The following is an 18,022-nucleotide window of genomic DNA, read 5'->3' on the forward strand; positions in this document are numbered from 1 at the left end:
AGGCGACCTTAGGGTGATGGCTTCACTACGAACAGGTGAATCAATCGGGACACATCAACAGCGACGCTACGAGCACGGGCATATGCATCACGTGGCGAATGTCACGTTTGACAACAGGGCGAACGCTAAGCGTCAGGACTACCCCCATAGGTCCAGCTAGCCTGGCCAGCCGTTTCTCCACCTCGACCTCAGCCGACACGCCTCCGCGACGCCACGACAGGTCTTGCGGGCTATTCGTGGGACGGGCAGGCCGATGGGACGTCAACTACTCCTGTGAATTGTGTGAAATTCTGGGACGGTGACGGCCTCCGGAGCCGTGTGCGCAGGTTCGAATCCTGCCGGGGGCACTTTGGATGAAGTGCCTGAACGCCCTGTGACCAGCATGAGTGCTGATCCGGGGCGTTTTCGTATGTGCGCGGCCGGATCCCGCCACAGGCAGTTCCTTGTAGCCGGTCGCGGCACATACGCGGCAACGCTCATCGCGTATGTCCCAGGTCAGGACCTCTCCCGCTACGCGGACACCCGCCAGAGGGCGCTCACGCGCTCCTCACGCGTCGGCCTCGTGCTCGCCGTACAGCGCCCTGATCCGTCAGTCGGCGATCTCGTTCCGGCCATCGATGCCCTTCGTGGAGCGGCGGGGTGTGTGTGCGATCCGTAGACAGGTGGGGCGGTGGCGTCTATAACGAGAGCGTTTCCGGAGCATGGGAGCGCTCCCGCACGTGCAAGTCCCCCATTGCAGGAGGAAGGACACCCGTGCGTCTGAGAACCCTTGCGGTCCCCCTGGTGGTGGCCGGAGTGGTCGCCACCATGGCGCCGCCCGTCGCCGCCGGAGCCGCCGATGCCGGTCCGGCGCTCAGTGTCGACGCCACCGACGTCAGGCATGCGATCAGCCCCCACGTCTACGGGATGAACTTCGCGAGTCCCGAACTCGCCGAGGATCTGCGGCTGCCCGTGCACCGCTGGGGCGGCAACGCCACCACCCGGTACAACTTCCGCAACGACACCACGAACCGCGCCTCGGACTGGTACTTCGAGAACATCCCCAACGACAACCCGGCCCCCGAGAACCTGCCCGACGGGTCGGAGACCGACCGGTTCGTCGAGCAGAACCTGGAGACCGGCACCGAGACCGTCCTCACCCTGCCGATGCTCGGCTGGGTCGCCAAGGAGCGGGCGCGGGCCTGCGGCTTCAGCGTCGAGAAGTACGGCCCGCAGCAGAGCACCGACGTCTGGGCGCCGGACTGCGGCAACGGGCTGACGCCCGAGGGCGAGGAGATCACCGGCACCGATCCGGCGGACACCTCCGTGGCCGTCGGCCCGGAGTACGTCACCGACTGGATCGAGCACCTTCAGAGCCGCTACGGCAGCGCGGCCGAGGGCGGCGTGGAGTTCTACAACCTCGACAACGAGCCCGACCTGTGGCACCACACGCACCGCGACGTGCGCCCGGAGGGCCTGGGCTACGACGAACTGCGCGACCGCACCTACGCGTACGGGGCGGCGGTCAAGGCGGCCGACCCCGACGCCCAGACCCTCGGCCCGGTCGGCTGGGGCCTGAACTCGATCTTCTACTCCGGCCTCGACCAGGACGTCTGCTCGGAGACCAACTGCTGGAGCAACCCGCCGGACAAGGCGGCGCACGGCGGCCAGGACCTGGGCCCGTGGTACCTGGACGAGATGCGCCGCTACGAGGAGGAGCACGGCACCCGCGTCCTGGACTACTTCGACATCCACATCTACCCGCAGCAGTCAGGGGTCTTCAACCAGGAGCCCGGCAGCGCGGAGACCCAGGAGCTGCGGCTGCGGTCCACCCGCCAGCTGTGGGACCCGACGTACGTGGACGAGAGCTGGATCGGCCAGCCGGTGCGGTTCATCCCGCGGATGCGGGACCTGGTGGACGCGCACTACCCGGGCACCAAGCTGGCCATCACCGAGTACAACTGGGGCGCCCACGGGCACATCAACGGCGCCCTGGCGCAGGCCGACGTGCTCGGCATCTTCGGGCGCGAGGGCCTGGACATGGCCGCGCTGTGGACGGCCCCGGCGGCCGACGCGCCGGTCGCGCACGCGTTCCGGATGTACCGCGACTACGACGGCAGGGGCGGCGCGTTCGGCGACACCTCGCTCGCGGCCACCAGCGCCGACCAGGAGCGGCTCGCCGTCTACGCGGCACGCCGCGAGGCGGACGGCGCGCTGACCCTCATGGTGGTCAACAAGAGCGGCGAGGACCTCACCAGCCCGGTGTCGCTGACCGGCGCCGCGGCGGGCACGGCCGAGGTCTACCGCTACAGCCCGGCCGACCTGACGGGCATCGTCCGCGAGGCCGACCAGCCCGTGACCGGCAGCGGCTTCACCGCCACCTTCCCCGCGGACTCCATCACCCACCTCGTCCTGCCCCAGGGCGGCGAGGAGCCCGACACCGAGGCGCCCACCGCCCCCGGCACGCCCGTCAGCGGCACGGTCGGCGCGGACAGCGCCGAGCTGAGCTGGCCCGCGGCCTCCGACAACCGGGGAGTCACCGGGTACGACGTGCACCGGGTGGCCGCGGACGGGACCCTGACCCGCGTCGGCGGGGGCACCGCGACGAGCCACACCGTCACCGGGCTCGAACCGGACACCGCGTACACCTTCGTCGTCACCGCGCGGGACGCCGCGGGCAACGTCTCCCCACCCTCGCCGCCACTGGCCGTCCGGACAACCGGCGGGACGGCGCCGGCCGCCTGCCGGGTGGCGTACCGGGTGGCCAGCGACTGGTCGAGCGGCTTCACCGGCGAGGTGCGGATCACCCACACCGGGACGGCGCCGCTGGACGGCTGGGAACTGGGCTGGGACTTCCCCGCCGGGCAGCGCGTCACCCAGGGCTGGTCGGCGAACTGGTCCCAACAGGGCACGCACGTCACCGCGACCGCCCTGGACTGGAACCGGCGCCTCGCGCCAGGCGCCTCGGTCACCATCGGGTTCAACGGCAGCCGCGGCGCCCAGAACCCGCCCCCGACCGCCTTCACCCTCAACGGCGGCACCTGCGCCGCCTGACCGCCCCTCCGGTACCCGGTCCCTGGCCGGGTACCGGAGGCGTTCAGAAGCGGAACAGCTCGGTGAAGCGGTCGAGGAGGGCGGGGTCGCCCTGGGTGCGGAGGGTGCCTTCGGCCAGCACGTCGGCGGGGGTCCTGGTGCCGCTCATCAGCTCGCGGACGGGGTGGCCCGAGAGGCGTTCGAGGACCAGGTCGGGGGCGGGGTGCTCGCCGAGGCCGACGGTCAGCGCGCCGTCGGTGATCTGGAGGCGGAGGGTGAAGTCGCCCATCCGGACCTCGAATCCGGTGGTGGCGCCCCGGGCCGCCTCCGGGCGGAAGGCGGTGCGGAACGACATGGCCACCGCCTCGGCCGTGATCGCCTCGCCGGGGCGCGGCTCGGTCATCGTCCTGGCGCCCCAGCGGCCCAGGGCGACGAGCGCCGGTTCGAGGTCCCGCCCGTAGTCGGTGAGTTCGTAGACGACCGCGCGTTCGGGGTGCGGCAGGGCGCGGCGGGTGGCCAGGCCCGCCTCTTCGAGCTGCTTGAGGCGGCTCGAAAGGATGTTGGTGGGGATGGCGGGCAGCCCTCTGCGCAGGTCCGTGTAGCGCCGGGGCCCGTTGAGGAGGTCGCGGACGACCAGCATCGCCCACCGCTCCCCCACCATCTCCATCGCGCGGGCCAGGCCGCAGAACTGTCCGTACTCGCGGGTCGCCATGGTGCGGATCCTAACCCGTGATGCGATTGACAAAGCTCGCTTGCAAAGTACAAGCTCACTTCTCGTTCGACTGTGCCCGCGGTCCGCGGGCCGTTCTCACGAGGAGTGACCGCATGACCGCAGTACGCAGGATCGGGGCGGGCCCGTTCGTCTCGACGGACGGTGTCGTGGAGGCGGTGACGCGCGTGTCCGGCGCGGACGGCCCCTGCCTCGGGACCGCCCCCGTCGTCGCCGCGTCCCGCCGCGCCCTCAAGGCCCGCTCATGACGTCCGGGACGCTCGGACCACCGGTCCGGCCGGTGCCGCGGGGTCTGGCGGCAGCCGGTGTCGGGGCGGGCCCGTTCTTCCTGGTGGCGGGGCTGGTCCAGGGTCTGGCACGGGACGGGTTCGACTTCGGCCGCAACGCCCTCAGCCAGCTCGGCCTCGGCGCCCTCGGGTGGGTGCAGGTCGCCGTCTTCCTCCTCACCGGCCCGCTGGTCGTCGGCGGCGCGGTCGCGGTGCGCCGGGCGCTGGGCGGTGGGCCAGGCGGTACGTGGGGGCCCCGGCTGATCGGGGCGTTCGGGATCTCGTTCGTGGTCGCCGGGGTGTTCCGCGCCGATCCGGGGGCCGGGTTCCCCGCCGGTGCCCCCGAGGAACGGGTCGCGTCGCTGAGCGCGCATGGCACCGTCCACATGCTGGCGGGCACGGTCGGGTATCTCGCGCTGTGCGCCGCGTTCCTCGTCCTCGCGCGGCACTTCGCCGCCCGGCGGCGGCGCGGCTGGGCGTTCGCCGCGCGCCTCCTGCCGGCCGGGGTCCTCGCCGGTGTCGCCGCCTCGGCCGCCACCGTCGCGGCGTTCACCGCAGGGGCGGGACTCGGCCTGCTCGGGCTCAGCGTGCTGACGGCCCGTCTGACCTGGCCCGATCCGCGGCGGCGGCCGTACGCTGACAGCCGCCGGAACCGCACCCGCACCCGCACCGAGCGACAGGAGAGCCTCGTATGACCACGCCGCCGAAAGGCCCCGCCAGCTACTTCCCGGCGGTCGAGAAGAAGTACGGCCGCCCGATAGCGGAGTGGCAGGACCTCATCCGCGCCTCGCCGCTGACCAGGCACATGGAACTCGTCGCCTGGCTCAAGTCCGAGCACGGCCTCGGCCACGGCCACGCCAACGCGCTCGTCGCGCACACGCTGGCCGACGGCCGGTGAGACCGGGCCGTTACCGGGCTCAGGGCGAGGAGCCGGGGACGACGAGGCCGTTCTCGTAGGCGAAGACCACGGCCTGGGCGCGGTCGCGCAGGTGGAGTTTGGCGAAGACGCTGCCGATGTGGCTCTTCACCGTCGCCTCGGTCACGACGAGGTGCGCCGCGATCTCCGGGTTCGACATGCCCCTGGCCACCAGGAGGAGGATCTCCCGCTCCCTGGGAGTGAGGCCCGCCGGGGGCTCGGGCCGGGGGCGGAGCGGCGCGGCGCGGCCGGCGTAGTCCTCGATGAGCCTGCGCGTGATCGACGGCGACAGCAGGGCCTCGCCGCCGTGCACGACGCGGATCGCCTCCAGCAGGCGGGCGCGTGGGGCGTCCTTGAGGAGGAAGCCCGACGCGCCCGCCCGGAGCGCGCCGAAGACGTACTCGTCCAGGTCGTAGGTCGTGAGGATCAGCACGCGGGGCGAGGGCGGTCCGGCGGCGGTCAGCCGGGCGGTGGCCTCGACGCCGTCCATGCGCGGCATGCGGATGTCCATCAGGACCACGTCGGGGCGCAGCGCGGCGGCCTGGGTGAGTGCCTCGTGGCCGTCGGCCGCCTCGCCGACGACCTCCATGTCCTCCTGGGTCCCGAGGAAGAGGCGGAAGCCGGTGCGGATCAGCTCCTGGTCGTCGGCGATCAGGAGGCGGACGGTCATGCCGCGTCCCCGGTGGGGAGGCGGGCGGTCACCAGGAATCCGCGGGCGGTGGGGCGGGCGTCCAGGCTGCCGCCCGCGACCGCCGCGCGTTCCCGCATGCCGGGGATGCCGTGGCCGCCGGGGGATGGGGCACGCGTACGGGAGCCGCCGTCGTCCTCGACCGTGACGTCCAGCCGCGCCGGGCCGTAGCCGAGGGTCACGGTGACGCGGGTGGGGTCGGTGTGCTTGAGCACGTTGGTCAGCGCCTCCTCGACGATGCGGTAGGCCGACAGTTCGAGGCCGTCGGCGAGTGGGCGGGGCTCGCCGGTGGTCTCCAGGTGTACGGGCATCCCCGACGCCGCGTGTCCGGCGACGAGTCCGGCGAGCTGGGCGAGCGAGGGCTGCGGCCGCCACTGCGCGTCGTTGTCCCGTGTGCGCAGCAGGCCGAGGATGCGGCGCAGTTCGGCCAGGCTCTGCTCGGCGGTGGTCTCGACCCGTTCCAGTGTCTCAGCCGCGACGCGGGGGTCGGTGGGCAGGATGTCGCGGGCGCCGCGTACGCCGATCAACGTGACGGTGACCGAGTGGGCGACGATGTCGTGGAGTTCGCGGGCGATGGAGGCGCGTTCCCGCTGGGCCGCGAGCTGGTCGAGCTGGTCGCGTTCGCGCTCCAGGGTGGCCGCGCGTTCCTCCAGGGCCCAGGTGTAGCGCCGCCGGGTCTGGAGGTACGAGCCGAGGCCCCAGGCGGCGATGGTGACGGGCGGCGAGGTGATGCTCGCCAGGTGCAAGAACAGCGCGGTCGGGACGAGCGCCGCGGCGGAGACCTTACGGTCGCGCTGGTCGGCGAGCGAGGCGAGGGCGACCACGACGGGCGCCCCGCCCGGCGACCAGCCGAGCGGGGCGAGGACGGCGGCGCCCGCGCAGGCCGCGGCGAGCACGGCCAGGGGTGCGCGGCGGCGGGCGAGCAGGGCGGCGCCGACCAGCACCGTCACCGCGACCGGGAGCACGCCGACGCGCGTGCCGTCGTCGAAGAGGAGGCCGGTCTCCACCACGGTCGTGACCGCGGCCAGCGCGGCGTCGAGGAGCGCCGGGCGGCGCGGCAGGCGGTTCACGCCAGGTCGCGCCGTCGCTCGGCGGCGACCGCGACGAGCACGACCGCGGCCGTCCACGCGGCCAGCACCCAGCCGGCCTCGGCGACCGTCAGGGTCGTGTGGTGGGTCATCCGGCTCAGGATCCCGGCCGCGCCGAACGGCGTGAGGTTGACCATCGCCTCCGAGACGCCGGACAGCAGCGGGACCACGGCGAAGTTCACGATCAGCAGGACGACCACCCCCAGGACCGGGCTCCGGATCAGGGCACCGAGCGCGGCGCCCAGGATCGCGGACAGGACGAACGCGACGAGGTTGCCCGCCGCGACGGCGCGGACGTCCGCCACGGTGAGGCCGGGACCTGGATGGCCGCTCAGCAGCGGCAGGGCGAGCCCGACCGACACGAGGGTCGTCAGCGTCCCGAGCAGGAGTCCGGTCAGCGCGTAGGCGGCGATTCTCGCCGACAGCACGGCCCCGCGGCCACGGCGGGCCACGAGCGCGGCGGGCGCGGCCGTCCGGTGCCGGTACTCCCCGGCGGCGCCGACCAGGCCCCAGAGCAGGAGGAGGACCGGCAGCGCCGCGAGGGCCTCCTCCTTCTCCGCCACCTCGTCCAGGCCGCCCGAGCCGACCGCGACCACCAGGACGTTGAGGATCGCGAACGCGACGCAGCCCAGCGCGAATCCGGGGAACGTCCTGGTGGTCGTCGTCTTGATCAGTTCGCCGCGCAGCAGAGGGCTCACCGGTCCGCACCTCCCGTGAGACCGAGGAACACGTCCTCCAGCGACACGGTCCGCGGGACGACCTCCTCCAGCAGGAGCCCGTCGCGGTGGGCCAGCCGCGCGACCTCGGCGGCGTCGAGCCCCTCGACCAGCAGGCCGCCTCCGTCGTCGGGCCGGGTGCGGCCGCCCGCTGCGGCGACGAGGCGCGCGAGGCGCGCGGTCCCGGCGGTGCGAACGAGGACGGCGGCGCCGCCCGGCCGTTCGAGGTCGCGGATGGGTCCCTCGTGGACCAGCCGTCCGCGGTCGATCACGACCACGTCGTCCACGGTCTGGGCTGCCTCGCCCAGCATGTGGCTGGACAGCAGAACGGTGCCGCCGTTCGCGGCGCGTTCCCTCAGCAGGGTGCGGAGGTGGCGGATGCCCTGGGGGTCCAGGCCGTTCACCGGTTCGTCCAGCACCAGGATCTCGGGGTCGCCGAGCAGCGCGGCGGCGAGCGCGAGCCGTTGCCGCATGCCCATCGAGTACTTCCCGACCCTGCGGCCCGCCGCCTCGGCCAGGCCGACGAGTTCGAGGACCTCGCCGACCCGGCGGCGGGGCAGGCCCGCGAGCGCGGCGAGGGAGCGCAGGTGCGCGCGGCCGGTCCTGCCCGGGTGGGCGCCGCACGGCTCGATGGCCACGCCGAGGCGGCGGGCGTCGGGCCGCAGCTCCGTGACCGGCGTGCCGTGGACGAACGCGCGGCCCGCTGTCGGGCGCGCCAGTCCGACGAGGGCTTTGAGGGCGGTGGTCTTGCCCGCGCCGTTCGGGCCGAAGAAACCGGTCACCCGGCCGGTCCTGACGGTGAACGACAGGTCGTCCACCGCCGTTCGGCGGCCGTAGCGCTTGGTCAGTCCCTCGATGCGGAGGGCCGCCGGGCCACCGGCGGGGGTGTGTGCGGAAGTCATGGCCACAGCCTTGGGCGTCACGGTCTCCCGGTCATCCGACCACGGGCGGGACTCGTTCTCCGACCAGGGGGGCAGACGATCGCCGGGCGGGGGGCAACCGGTGGTGGGTGGAGGCCGGTTCGGCGGGGTGAGGGGTTCGGCCTAGGGTGGGGCCTGCGCGTTGCCGGGATGGTGTGTGAGAACGGGGTTGTGGCGGTGTCGGGTGTGGAGACGGCGGAACTCGCGGCGCTGCTCATGGAGTTGAAGGACCGCTCGGGGCTGAGCTACGGCGTGCTGGCGAAGCGGCTGCACATGAGCGCGTCCACGCTGCACCGCTACTGCCGCGGGGAGGCGCTGCCGCCGGAGTTCGGGACGGTGGAGCGGCTCGCGCGGCTGTGCCGGGCGACGCCCGAGGAGCAGGCCGAGCTGCACCGGCGGTGGATCGCCGCCGACACGGCGCGGCAGCGTGAGCGGGAACGCAAGGGGCCGCCGCCGCGCCCGGCCGTTCCGGTGGAGACGCACGCCGCTCCCGTGCCGGAGGTGCGCCCGCAGGGGCTGCGGGTGGCCCTGGCCGGGGCGGGGGTCGTCGCCGCCGTCGTGGCGATCGCCCTGCTCGTGGGCCTGCTGACGGACGGCGGGGACGACGGGAGCGGGGAAGGCGACCTGGCCGCCATCCTGGACGGCGGGCAGGAGGCCGAGGACGCGCCGCTCGCCGTGACGACCCGGCCGTACGCCTTCGACCAGTGCGAGGGCCGCTACCTCGTGGACCTGCCGCCCGCCCAGGTGCCGCCGCCGCCGACCGAGACGGACGCCGCCGGGTGGGTGCGCGCCCTGGAGGCCGTCCCGGCGGGCGAGCAGCTCGTCGAGCTGGCCGTCCAGGGCACCGGCGCGGAGACCGTCGTCCTGCGCGACCTGCGCGTACGGGTCACCGCGACCGGCGAACCGCTGCCCTGGGAGCTCTACGGCGGCTACTCCGCCTGCGGCGGCGGCCCCGTGCGGACCAGCGCGTTCGACATCGACCTGGACGCCGCCTCGCCGCGGCCGACGGCGGTGGACGGGCAGCAGGGCCCGCCCCTGTGGGTGGACGAGAGCGAGCCGCTGGTGCTCTACGCCACCGCGCACGCCGAGGAGCGGTCCGTCGAGTGGTACCTCGAACTCGAGTGGTCGAGCGGCGACCGGTCGGGGACCCTGCGGATCGACGACGACGGGGAGCCGTTCCGCACCAGCGCCGTCGGCGACCAGCGGGAGATGAACTACATGATCGGCGGCACGGAGTGGTTCGACTCGGAGACCGGCGAGCCCGTCAGCCGGTGACGAAGAACCCCGTGACGGAGCGGATGCGGTTCCCGGCGAACTCCACGACGTCGTAGCCGGTCGCGGCGGGGCCGAGCCGCCAGGTGAACAGCGCGCGGTCGTGGTGGGCGCCGATCAGGGTGCCGAGGGTGAAGCGGAGGTCGCCGAACTGCGGCTGCGCCCGGCCGATGGCGTCCGACAGTTCGGCGTGCCCGCGCAGGGCCGCGTGGTCGGGGTCGGAGTAGAACGAGTCGTCGGTCAGGACGGTCTCCATGAGCGCGCGGCGGGCGGTGGCGTCGCGCTCGTTCCAGATCTCCAGGTACCAGTGGACGAGGTCGTCGGTGCTGCTCACTTGCCTGCTCCTTCGAGGGTCTTCGGGGCGGCGGGACGCCGGGGTGCGGGGCGGTCGGGCTTGAGGGCGAGGGCCGCCAGGCCGCCCGCGACGGTGAGGGCCGCGGCGGTCCAGCCGGCGGTGTGGAGGCCGTCGAGCAGGTCGGACGCGCCGGTGGCGAGGGCGACGACGAGGGCGAGGCCGAGTGCGCCGCCGATCTCCTTGGTGGTGCTGGCCAGGCCGGACGCGACGCCCTGCTCCCGCGGGGCGACGCCCGCGCCCGCGGCGGCGAACAGCGTGACGAACGCGACGCCGCCGCACACGCCCCACACGACGCTGCCGGGCATCAGGGTCCAGAAGCCGCCGCCGGGTGTGGTGCCCGCGACGAGGACGGCGATGCCCGCGCCCGTGCCGAGCGTCGAGGTGACGAGGGTGGTGCGGATGCCCCAGCGGCCGAGGAGGGCGGGGGTGAGCTTCAGGGCGGCGAGCATGCACAGGACGGTCAGCGGGAGGAACGTCAGCCCGGCCTCCAGTGAGCTGTAGCCGAGGACGAGCTGGAGGTAGGACGTGAGGACGTAGTAGCCGCCGCCGAGTGTGGCCTGGAAGATCGCGATGACGACCATGGTGGTGGCGAGGCCGCGGCCGCGTGCGAGGCGCAGGGGGATGAGCGGTTCGCGGGTGCGCGCCTCCACGAACAGGAGGAGGACGAGGAGGACGAGCCCGGCGGCGAGCGCTCCGGCGCCGCGCGGTGTCCACCAGCCTGCGTCCGTGCCGCTGGCCAGGCCGAACACCAGCAGGACCGAGCCCGCGGTGGCCAGGACGGCGCCCGGGGCGTCGAACCCGCCGGGGGCGCGCGCCGGGTCGGGGGGCAGCAGGCGGGGGGCGGCGAGGGCGCAGGCGAGGGCCAGGGGCACGTTGACGAAGAAGACCCACTCCCAGCCGAGGTAGTTGGTGAGGACGCCGCCCAGGAGGGAGCCCGCGGCCAGGCCCGCGCTGCCCGCCATGCCCCAGGCGCCGAGGGCGCGGTTGCGTTCCGGGCCCTCCGGGAAGCCCCGGTAGACGAGGGTCAGCGTCGCGGGGGTCAGCAGGGCGCCGCCGACGCCCTGCACCGCGCGGGCGGCGACCAGGGTGCCCGCGCCGGGCGCCAGGCCGCCCGCGAGGGAGGCGACGCCGTAGAGCGCCAGGCCCGCCATGAACATGCGGCGCGCCCCGAGGCGGTCGACGGCGCGCCCGCCGAAGAGGAGCAGGCCGCCGAGGCCGACGGCGTAGGCGCTGACCACCCACTGGACGGACGACGGGCTGAAGCCCAGGTCGTGGCCGATGTCGGGGAGTGCGACGTAGACGATGTTGTAGTCCAGGGCCACGACGAGCTGCGTGAGCGCGAGCAGCCCGAGGCGTAGCCGGTGCGATTCCATCAAGAACACCTTCAGCGTTGGTTCCACGGCGTGGATTGCACGGCACTGAATTAATGCACGCCGTTCAGTAAACGATACGGCGTACAGTAGTCCACGTCTCCGGGGTGTCAAGCGCGCGGGCCCGGGTGGGGCGGGGGTGACGGCGTGTCAGACAGGAGGTGGCAAGATCACCGGGCCGTACGCTGGGGCGGCGCCCGGCCGGACCGCGGGCGCGCCGCACCACGAACCCGGAGGCGCCGTGCGCTCCAGCCCGTCCGTGTCCCGCGTCCTCGCCCGTCCGCCGCTGGCCGGGAGCTACGCCGCCGCCGTCGCGCTGGTGCTGCTGGCGCTGTGCCCGTTCCTCGTGCTGACGACGGCGACCTCCCTGATGCGGCCGGTGCTGCTGCGCGATCTGCACGCCACCCCGTTCGAACTGCAGCTCGCCATCGGGCTGTCCAACGCCGGGTACGCCTTCGGCGCGGTCGCGGCCGCCGACCTGATCCAGCGGGTGCCGCGGCGGCACGTGTACTTCGTCTGCGAGGCGGGGTTCGTGGTCGCGTCGGTGGTGGCGCTCAGCGCGCGGGGCATCGGGCAGTTCGGGACGGGGATCGTCCTCCAGGGGCTGTTCACCGGGCTGCTGCTGGTCGTCGCGCTGCCGCCGCTCGTGACGCGGCGGAACCTGCGCGAGCTGCCGACGACCGCCGCCGTCGTCTCCATCGGGCTGTTCGGCATGGTGACGCTCGGGCCGCTGCTCGGCGGGCTCATCGGCGACGGGGGCGACTGGCGGCTGCTCTTCGGCGTCATCGCCGTGCTGGCGGCGGCCGGGTTCGCCATCGGGCTGCTGAGCTTCTCCCCCAACGAACCGCTCGCGCCCGGCGCCGGGTTCGACTGGCTCGCCATCCCACCCGCTCTGGCGGTGACCGTGCTGCCGTTCTTCGGCGTGTCCTGGCTGACGCGCTCGACGTTCGGCAGCCTCGTGTTCCTGCTGCCCGTCGTCGTGGGGCTGCTGATCGGCGTGGTGCTGATCGTGGCGCAGTACCGCGCACGCGACCCGCTGATGCCGGTCCGCCCCATCAGCAACACCCTGCCGGTGGCCGGGATCGCGGGCGCCATGATCACTGGGGCGACGTTCACCACCCTCGTCGAGCTGACCGAGGTGTTCCTGCTGGCCGCGCCGCGCTACAGCCCCGTCAAGGTCGGCGCGCTGCTCACCACGCAACTCCTCGGGGTGCTGGTCGCGGCCCTCATCTTCCGGCGACTGCTGCCCACGCGCTGGACGCCGGTGCTGGCGCTGTCCGGGCTGCTCAGCATCGCGGCGGCGTCGGTCGTGCTGCTGACGCTCAGCGCGTCGAACGCGGCCGCCGTCGTCCCGGTCGCCGCGCTGCTCCTGGGGTACGGGGCGGGGGCCGGGGTGACGCCGGGGCTGTTCCTGGCGGGCCTGTCGGTACCGGCGGCGGCGATCGGCTCGATCTTCGCGCTGGTCGAACTGCTGCGCTCGGAAGCCGCGTTCCTCGTCGGCCCGGTCCTGCTGCACTTCGCGCAGGACCGTGGCGTCACGGACAGCGGCTACCGGGCGACGGTCGCCATCGTGCTGGCGATCACGCTGCTGGGCGCGCTGCTGCTCGTCGGGCTCTACCTGCTCGGCGGGGCCAGGCCGCACCGGCCCGACCTGGACGCGTGGCTCGGCGGCCAGGGCGGCGCGTACCACTCGCCGCCGCTCGCCGCGCGGCTCCGGAAGGGGTGACGGGCGGCGGGCGGCGGCGGCGCGTGCGTCAGGCCGCGGCGCGCAGCACCAGGTGGCCGCGCCGGAACCGCTCCCCCTCGCCCGGCTCGCGCAGCATCCGGCCGACCTCGGCGAACCCGGCGTCGGCGGCGAGCGCCGCCATGTCGTCCACCGGCCACCGGTAGGCCGTCACGACCTTGTGGTCGAACGGCGTGACGGGCCCGCCCTCCGCCTCGAAGAACGCGAGCAGCAGGTGGCCGCCGGGCGCGAGGACCCGGCGGAACTCGGCCAGGTACGCGGGCACGTGGTGCGGCTCGGCGTGGATGACCGAGTACCACGACAGGACGCCGCGCAGCGTGCCGTCCGCCAGGTCGAGGGCGTCCATGGAGCCCACCTCGAACCGCAGGTCCGGGTACGCCTCGCGGGCCAGGCCGACCATGACGGGCGACAGGTCGATGCCGAAGGCGTCCAGGCCGAGGTCCCGCAGGTGCGCCGTCGTCTGGCCGGGGCCGCAGCCGAGTTCGGCGACGGGGCCGCCGCCGGTGGCGCGTACGCAGTCGGCGAAGGCGGCCAGGACGGCGCGGTCCAGCGGGAGGTCGTCCAGGGCGTCGCGGGCGAAGTCGGCGTAGACGGTGGCCATGGCGTCGTAGGCGTCGGCCGTCGCGCGGAGGGAGGAGGGCAGCTCGGTCACAGGCGAGGACTGTAGGGCCTCCGCTCCGCGCGACAGCGGGTGGGTCCCGGTCAGCCCGTGAGCGCGGTGTGGAGGCGCCGTGCCTCGTGGGCGAGCCGGCTGCTGCCGCCGCGGGCCGTTGTCTCCTCGACCGCGCGTATCAGGTCCTTGGCGTCGGCGGCGGCGGGGGCGCAGCGGGTGGCGAGGGCGAGGAGTTCGGGCAGGCCCGAGTGGCGCGTGCCGCCGGCCGGGGGTTCGGCCAGCAGGAGGGGCAACGCGGTGGCCAGGGTCTCCCAGACAGTGCGGCGGGCGCCCGCGTCGGCCGCCGCGGTCAGCCCGTCGGCGAACCGGCTGCCCTTGACCGCGCCGCGGTACGCCGACTCGGCCGCCGTCCGCCCGACCAGCGGGGTGTCGAGGCGTCCGCGCGCGGCGGCGGCGACGAGGGCGTCGACGGCGGCGGTGCGGTCCTCCTCGTGGCGGGCGGCCAGGCCGTGGACCAGGGCGAGGTGGACGGCGGGGCCCACCGGGGCGTCCACGGCGACCAGGTCGGGGAGGACGGCGCCGAAGCCGCGTTCGTCGTCGGCCAGTCCGGCGAAGTGGTGCTGGAGCCTGGCGGCGAGCACGTCGGCGTGGTGCGGGGCGACCCACGGCCACAGGCGGAAGGTGAACGGCCAGGACTGGGCGCTGTTGTCGGAGAGGGACGCGACGGGGGCCAGTACGTCTGCGAAGCAGGGGTCGAGCGGCTGGCGGGGCGTGGTCGGTGCCAGGGCCACCTGGACACGGCGGGCGGCCAGCCGGACGTGCCAGTCCCCGCGATCGGGTGCGGTGGCGCGTTCCGTGAGGGTGGCCGCCGGGGGTTCGGGGGGTGCGGCGCGGAGCCAGCGGGCGGTGGCGTGGGCCGCGTCGCCGCCGATGGTCTCGGCGGCGTCCGCCCACCGTTCGGCCTCGGCGGGGTCGTCGGGCACGGTGAGCCGCAACAGGGCCTGGTCGAGATCGACGGGGCCCGGGTGGGTGGCATGCGACCTGTGCTCGCGCAGCCGTTCCACCAGGTCGGCGGGGGTGAGCGTGCCGTCGGCGCCGCTGGGCGTGGCCAGCAGGCAGGGCCAGCGGGGGCCGGTGGGATCGGCGATGTGCCGTGCCGTCTCTTCCAGCCGGGCGGCGAGCACCGCGCCGTACGGGGAGAGGGGGCGCGCGTTGTCGCTCACGGCGTGCCGCAGGCGGCTGGTGGGGTCGGCCCGGTCGTCGGCGGCGGCGACGACCGCCGCGATGTCGTGCTCGGTGATGTCGCCCCAGCCGTACCACTGGGCGAACGCGCGCCCCGCCGCGAGGGGGGCGACCGCCGCGCGCAGCGCGGCGCGGTCCCGGTGCGCGAGGCGGACGACGGCGGCGAGGGCGCGTTCCAGGGTGGCGGGCCCGCCGCGGCCGGTGAGCAGCACGGCCAGTTCCTCGACGGTTTCGGCGAGGGAGTCCGGCGGCGCGGGGAGGGGTGGGGTGACGGGGGTGGGCAGGACGTCGGTGTCGGGCTCGGCGGCGGGGCCGGTCGGCTCGGCGGCGTCGTCCGGCAGGCCGAGCGCCCGGGCGGCGCGAAGGCGCAGGTCGGGATCGGGCAGCTGGGAGGCGGCGTCCCGCAGTTCGTCGGGCGCGGTGCCGGTGCGCTTGAGCAGCCGCTCGGCGAGGCGCCAGGCGCGGGCCGTCAGCAGGGCGTCGTCCATGGTCAGCGCGTCGGCCAGGGAGCGGAGGACGGTGGGCGCGGCGTCCTGGCGGGTGGCGGCGCGTTCGAGGAGCTGGAGCTGCGCCTTGAGCAGCTTCTTCTCGGTGCGGAAGAAGACGGCCTCACCGGCCTCCACCAGCTGCTCGGGCGTCAGCAGCCCGGCGGCGTCGAGACGGGCCAGGGCCGCCTGGGCGTGGCTCGCGGCGGCCAGGGGGGCGTCCGGGAGCAGGCGCAGCAGGTCACCGGCGCGTGCGGCGTCCTCGGCGACGGTCGGGTCCAGCGTCTCCAGCAGGCCGAGGGCGAAGCGGATGTCCGCCAGGCGGCCGCCGCGCAGGAGCCGGGAGGTGGCGAGGCCGAGAAGGACGCGGCGGTCGAGGGTGCCGTCCGCCGCGAGCGCGGTGAGGGCGCCGGTCCAGCTGTCCTCGGACGGTCGGGAGTCCCACTGGGGCCGCAGATCGCCGCCGAGCTGGTCCACCTCGAACAGGCGGGGCAGGAGCACGGGCAGGAACGGGTCGGCCCGCAGGACCTCCGTGAGGTTCTCGCCCTTCGGCAGCGCGTCCCGCGCGTCGCCCGTGACGCGGAAGCCGCGTTCGCCGCGGGTGGTGAGCATGCGGCGGCTGCCCACCCAGGCGGTGACGAACCCGTCGCCGGTCGGCACGGGCGCGCCGGTGGTCCGCACCAGGTGCTCCACGACGACGGCGTCCCCCGGACCCCAGGCGGTGGGGCGTCGGTCGGCGAGGCGCCGCGCGACGTCGGCCCGCCAGTCGCGGTCCCGGCGGGCGAGGAGGGCGAGGAGGGGGGTGATCGCGCGCCTGTCCCAGTTCTGCAGCTCGCGGGCGCCGAGCCAGCGGGCGGCCTCGGCCGGGGAGGTGAACGTGCCCGCGGCGGCGGCCAGCAGACCGGTGCGTGCCTGCCCGTGGGCACGGTCCCAGGGGCGGAACTCGCTGAGGCCGCGGCGTATTTCGCGGGCGGCGTCGGCGGCGGCCTTGGCGCCGTCGCGGTCGAGCGTGGCGAGCAGCAGGGACAGGCGGTCGATGTCACCGGCGGAGATGGCGGCGCGGATGTGGGTCAGGGTCTCGGCCGGGGAGTGGGTCAGTGCCCAGCGCCTGGCGGCGACTTCCCATGCTGGGGTGTTCAACGGGGTGCTTCTTTCGTGGCGACGGTCTGTGGGACGGGGATGGCGGCGGGTCAGGCGCCGCGTTCGTGCAGCCGGGCGGCGAGGGCGTGGCTGCACGGGCCGCGGCCGCCCCGGTAGGTGGCCCACCAGCGGCAGGTGCAGCTGAGCCGTCCGTCCGCCGTGCGGACGCGGTGGGTGTCGCCGCTGTCGCTGCGGACGAGGACCGTACCGTCCGCCTGCGCCGTCACGGCACCGGCGGCGAGGAGGGCGCGGCCCGCGCGGAGCCGGGGGTTGTGGCGTTCCGCTGCCCGGGCCTCGTAGGGCAGTTCGCGGTGGAAGTACGCGGCTTCCGCCGTGTCGTAGCCGATGCGTCCCGCGGTGCCGAGCCGGGTGAGCGCGGCGGAGACCCTGGCGGTGTCGAGGCCGGACTGCTCGGCGAGGGCGGCCACGTCCACCTTGGGCTCCCAGGCGAGGAGGACGGAGAGCAGGTCGGCGTCCTCGGCGGTCGCGTCGCCGGTCAGCGCGTCGAGGACGGAGCCCTCGCCCGAGAAGCCGCGGGTGACGTCGGGGGAGAGCGTCAGCGTCAGGCGCATGCCGGGCAGTTCGGCCTCCCAGGCGGAGGCGACCGGCCCGGTGGTGGCGGGGCCTACGGGTGGGCCGTAGACGCGCAGGGCGGTCGCGTACCGCAGGACGCGCTGGAGCGCGACGAGGCGTCCCGGCCCCGGCAGGCAGACCGCGCCGGGGACCGCCCTGCTGGTGGCGCGCAGGCTCCGCCCGGAGGGGACGAGCCAGCGGGGGGCGGCGGACGTGGTGGTGGTGCGGGGCAGTCCGCGCAGGAAGCGGACCGCCTCGGCGGCGGTGAGTTCGGCGCGGAGGTCGAAGCCGGAGGCGATGACCTGGGTCTCGGCGAAGCCGCGCAGCCACCGGTCGGGCAGCGGGACCTTCTTCTCCAGGACGGGCCCGTCGAGGGTGGTCACGGCGAGTTCGTCCGGGCCGACGCGCAGATGGAGCGGGTCGGCGCCGCCGATGCGGGTGAGGGCCTCGCGCAGCGGGTTGTTGACGTCCACGTTGGTGGTGCCGTGGCCGACGTCGGCGCCGTCGAGGCCGGGCCGCAGCACGTCCAGGCGGGCGTAGACGCCGCCGCAGCCGGAGAAGGACTCGAAGCGCAGCCGGTCGCCGTTGCCCGTGACGACCGGGTCGAGCGAGGCCGTCAGCCGGGGGTTCCAGTAGCGGGTGGCCGCCACGTCGGCGACGGCCAGCAGGCCGCAGGCGGCCGTGCGCGGGCTCGTCAGGAAGCCGCTGAAGAACGAGGGATGGGGCTGCGCACCGGCGGGCGTGGCCCCGCCCGAGGTCTCCAGCGCGAGGCGTCCGCCGCCCGGGGCGTCGTGGAACGCGGACGGGCGCAGGTAGGCGAATGCCTGTTCAGCTTGCGTCATGCGGCAGACAGTAGGGCCAGGCACTGACAGCGGCGTCCGGCATGTGGCAC

The 18,022-nt window shown here is 74.8% G+C and carries 16 protein-coding genes and 1 tRNA gene; 7 read left to right on the plus strand and 10 right to left on the minus strand.

Annotation, left to right across the window (positions count from 1 at the left end; translation table 11 throughout):
• The first annotated feature begins 268 nt into the window (after positions 1 to 268).
• Together ACIBPC_RS21430 and ACIBPC_RS21435 are read left to right on the plus strand one after the other, a co-directional pair.
• Positions 269 to 347, plus strand: a tRNA-OTHER gene (locus ACIBPC_RS21430).
• Positions 348 to 753: 406 nt separating this feature from the next.
• A complete protein-coding gene (locus tag ACIBPC_RS21435; protein WP_398846747.1) occupies positions 754 to 3,033 on the plus strand; it encodes a glycoside hydrolase family 44 protein in 2,280 nt (759 codons plus the stop codon).
• A gap of 43 nt (positions 3,034 to 3,076) precedes the next feature.
• On the opposite strand, the gene ACIBPC_RS21440 is transcribed toward ACIBPC_RS21435, so the two are convergent.
• Positions 3,077 to 3,724 (minus strand): winged helix-turn-helix transcriptional regulator, encoded by a 648-nt coding sequence (locus ACIBPC_RS21440; RefSeq protein ID WP_398846749.1) that lies wholly within the window; start codon positions 3,722 to 3,724, stop codon positions 3,077 to 3,079.
• Between the two features lie 113 nt (positions 3,725 to 3,837).
• Here ACIBPC_RS21440 and ACIBPC_RS21445 point away from each other — a divergent pair, with 113 nt between their 5' ends.
• From ACIBPC_RS21445 to ACIBPC_RS21455, 3 genes are read left to right on the plus strand one after another with little or no spacing between them, the layout of a single operon-like run.
• Positions 3,838 to 3,990: a hypothetical protein gene (locus tag ACIBPC_RS21445; RefSeq protein ID WP_398846751.1), complete on the plus strand. Its 153-nt coding sequence runs from the start codon at positions 3,838 to 3,840 to the stop codon at positions 3,988 to 3,990.
• Positions 3,987 to 4,703 carry a DUF998 domain-containing protein gene (locus tag ACIBPC_RS21450; RefSeq protein ID WP_398846753.1) on the plus strand — a complete coding sequence of 239 codons (717 nt, stop codon included), beginning with the start codon at positions 3,987 to 3,989 and terminating at the stop codon, positions 4,701 to 4,703. Before ACIBPC_RS21445 ends, ACIBPC_RS21450 begins: the two co-directional genes overlap by 4 nt.
• On the plus strand, positions 4,700 to 4,906 hold the full coding sequence (locus tag ACIBPC_RS21455) for a DUF4287 domain-containing protein (RefSeq protein ID WP_398846754.1): 207 nt from the start codon (positions 4,700 to 4,702) through the stop codon (positions 4,904 to 4,906). The genes ACIBPC_RS21450 and ACIBPC_RS21455 overlap by 4 nt, the downstream gene beginning before the upstream one ends.
• 19 nt (positions 4,907 to 4,925) lie before the next feature.
• Here the strand turns inward: ACIBPC_RS21455 and ACIBPC_RS21460 are convergent, their stop codons facing one another.
• The 4 genes from ACIBPC_RS21460 to ACIBPC_RS21475 are packed head-to-tail and all read right to left on the minus strand — an operon-like array spanning position 4,926 to position 8,318.
• Positions 4,926 to 5,594 (minus strand): response regulator, encoded by a 669-nt coding sequence (locus ACIBPC_RS21460; protein ID WP_398846756.1) that lies wholly within the window; start codon positions 5,592 to 5,594, stop codon positions 4,926 to 4,928.
• Entirely contained in the window at positions 5,591 to 6,682 is a 1,092-nt protein-coding gene (locus tag ACIBPC_RS21465; protein WP_398846758.1) for a sensor histidine kinase, read from the minus strand. Before ACIBPC_RS21465 ends, ACIBPC_RS21460 begins: the two co-directional genes overlap by 4 nt.
• The gene (locus tag ACIBPC_RS21470) at positions 6,679 to 7,398 is read right to left on the minus strand and encodes an ABC transporter permease (RefSeq protein WP_398846760.1); all 720 of its coding nucleotides are present in this window, start codon (positions 7,396 to 7,398) and stop codon (positions 6,679 to 6,681) included. Before ACIBPC_RS21470 ends, ACIBPC_RS21465 begins: the two co-directional genes overlap by 4 nt.
• Entirely contained in the window at positions 7,395 to 8,318 is a 924-nt protein-coding gene (locus ACIBPC_RS21475; protein ID WP_398846762.1) for an ABC transporter ATP-binding protein, read from the minus strand. The genes ACIBPC_RS21470 and ACIBPC_RS21475 overlap by 4 nt, the downstream gene beginning before the upstream one ends.
• Before the next feature lie 189 nt (positions 8,319 to 8,507).
• Here ACIBPC_RS21475 and ACIBPC_RS21480 point away from each other — a divergent pair, with 189 nt between their 5' ends.
• Positions 8,508 to 9,611: a helix-turn-helix domain-containing protein gene (locus ACIBPC_RS21480; RefSeq protein ID WP_398846763.1), complete on the plus strand. Its 1,104-nt coding sequence runs from the start codon at positions 8,508 to 8,510 to the stop codon at positions 9,609 to 9,611.
• Here ACIBPC_RS21480 and ACIBPC_RS21485 read toward each other — a convergent pair.
• Both ACIBPC_RS21485 and ACIBPC_RS21490 read right to left on the minus strand, forming a co-directional pair.
• Positions 9,601 to 9,942, minus strand: a complete 342-nt coding sequence (locus tag ACIBPC_RS21485; protein ID WP_362968281.1) for a nuclear transport factor 2 family protein — start codon at positions 9,940 to 9,942, stop codon at positions 9,601 to 9,603. The two genes, ACIBPC_RS21480 and ACIBPC_RS21485, sit on opposite strands and share 11 nt — an antisense overlap.
• The gene (locus tag ACIBPC_RS21490; RefSeq protein WP_398846766.1) at positions 9,939 to 11,336 is read right to left on the minus strand and encodes an MFS transporter; all 1,398 of its coding nucleotides are present in this window, start codon (positions 11,334 to 11,336) and stop codon (positions 9,939 to 9,941) included. The genes ACIBPC_RS21485 and ACIBPC_RS21490 overlap by 4 nt, the downstream gene beginning before the upstream one ends.
• Positions 11,337 to 11,574: 238 nt before the next feature.
• Here ACIBPC_RS21490 and ACIBPC_RS21495 point away from each other — a divergent pair, with 238 nt between their 5' ends.
• Positions 11,575 to 13,059 carry an MFS transporter gene (locus ACIBPC_RS21495; RefSeq protein ID WP_398846768.1) on the plus strand — a complete coding sequence of 495 codons (1,485 nt, stop codon included), beginning with the start codon at positions 11,575 to 11,577 and terminating at the stop codon, positions 13,057 to 13,059.
• Positions 13,060 to 13,087: 28 nt separating this feature from the next.
• On the opposite strand, the gene ACIBPC_RS21500 is transcribed toward ACIBPC_RS21495, so the two are convergent.
• Genes ACIBPC_RS21500 through ACIBPC_RS21510 form a run of 3 tightly spaced genes read right to left on the minus strand, consistent with a single transcriptional unit; the run spans position 13,088 to position 17,972 of the window.
• A complete protein-coding gene (locus tag ACIBPC_RS21500) occupies positions 13,088 to 13,729 on the minus strand; it encodes a class I SAM-dependent methyltransferase (RefSeq protein WP_398846770.1) in 642 nt (213 codons plus the stop codon).
• A 50-nt stretch (positions 13,730 to 13,779) separates the two neighbouring features.
• Entirely contained in the window at positions 13,780 to 16,557 is a 2,778-nt protein-coding gene (locus ACIBPC_RS21505) for a hypothetical protein (RefSeq protein WP_398846772.1), read from the minus strand.
• 50 nt (positions 16,558 to 16,607) lie between these two features.
• Positions 16,608 to 17,972: an SWIM zinc finger family protein gene (locus ACIBPC_RS21510; protein ID WP_398846773.1), complete on the minus strand. Its 1,365-nt coding sequence runs from the start codon at positions 17,970 to 17,972 to the stop codon at positions 16,608 to 16,610.
• Between the last annotated feature and the right edge of the window lie 50 nt (positions 17,973 to 18,022).

Source organism: Streptomyces sp. NPDC049879 (genome assembly GCF_044461265.1).
GTDB lineage: Bacteria > Actinomycetota > Actinomycetes > Streptomycetales > Streptomycetaceae > Streptomyces.